The organism is Caulobacter sp. 10L414 (assembly GCF_056395525.1).
Window position 1 is genome coordinate 1 of record NZ_JBFTJR010000151.1, and the last position, 415, is coordinate 415.

The 415-nt window shown below is 68.2% G+C and carries 1 protein-coding gene; it reads right to left on the minus strand.

Annotation, left to right across the window (positions count from 1 at the left end):
• Positions 1-415: Bug family tripartite tricarboxylate transporter substrate binding protein (locus AC1DCG_RS25155; protein ID WP_477041760.1), on the minus strand; the 415-nt coding region annotated here is incomplete at both ends.

Consider the following 415-nt stretch of genomic DNA (forward strand, 5'->3'; position numbering starts at 1 on the left):
GAACAGCACCGCGCTCAGGTGGTTGGTGGAGCCGGAGCCGGCGCTGGCGTAGGCCAGCTTGCCCGGATTGGCCTTGGCGTAGGCAATCAGTTCCTTGACGTTCTTCGCCGGCACCGACGGATGCACCACCATGGTGTTCGTCACGTAGGCCAGCAGCCCCAGCGGGGTGAAGTCCTCCACGCCCTTGAACGGCATGTTGGGCATCAGCGAGGGGTTCATCGCGTGGGTGCTCATCGAGCCGATCAGCAGCGTGTAGCCGTCCGGCTGGGCCCGGGCGACCGTGGCCGAGCCGATATTGCCCGAGGCGCCGGGGCGGTTGTCGACGATGACCGGCTGGCCGAGCGACTTGGTCAGGTGTTCGGACAGCACGCGCGCCAGGATGTCCGTGGAGCCGCCGGCGGCCCAGGGCACGATC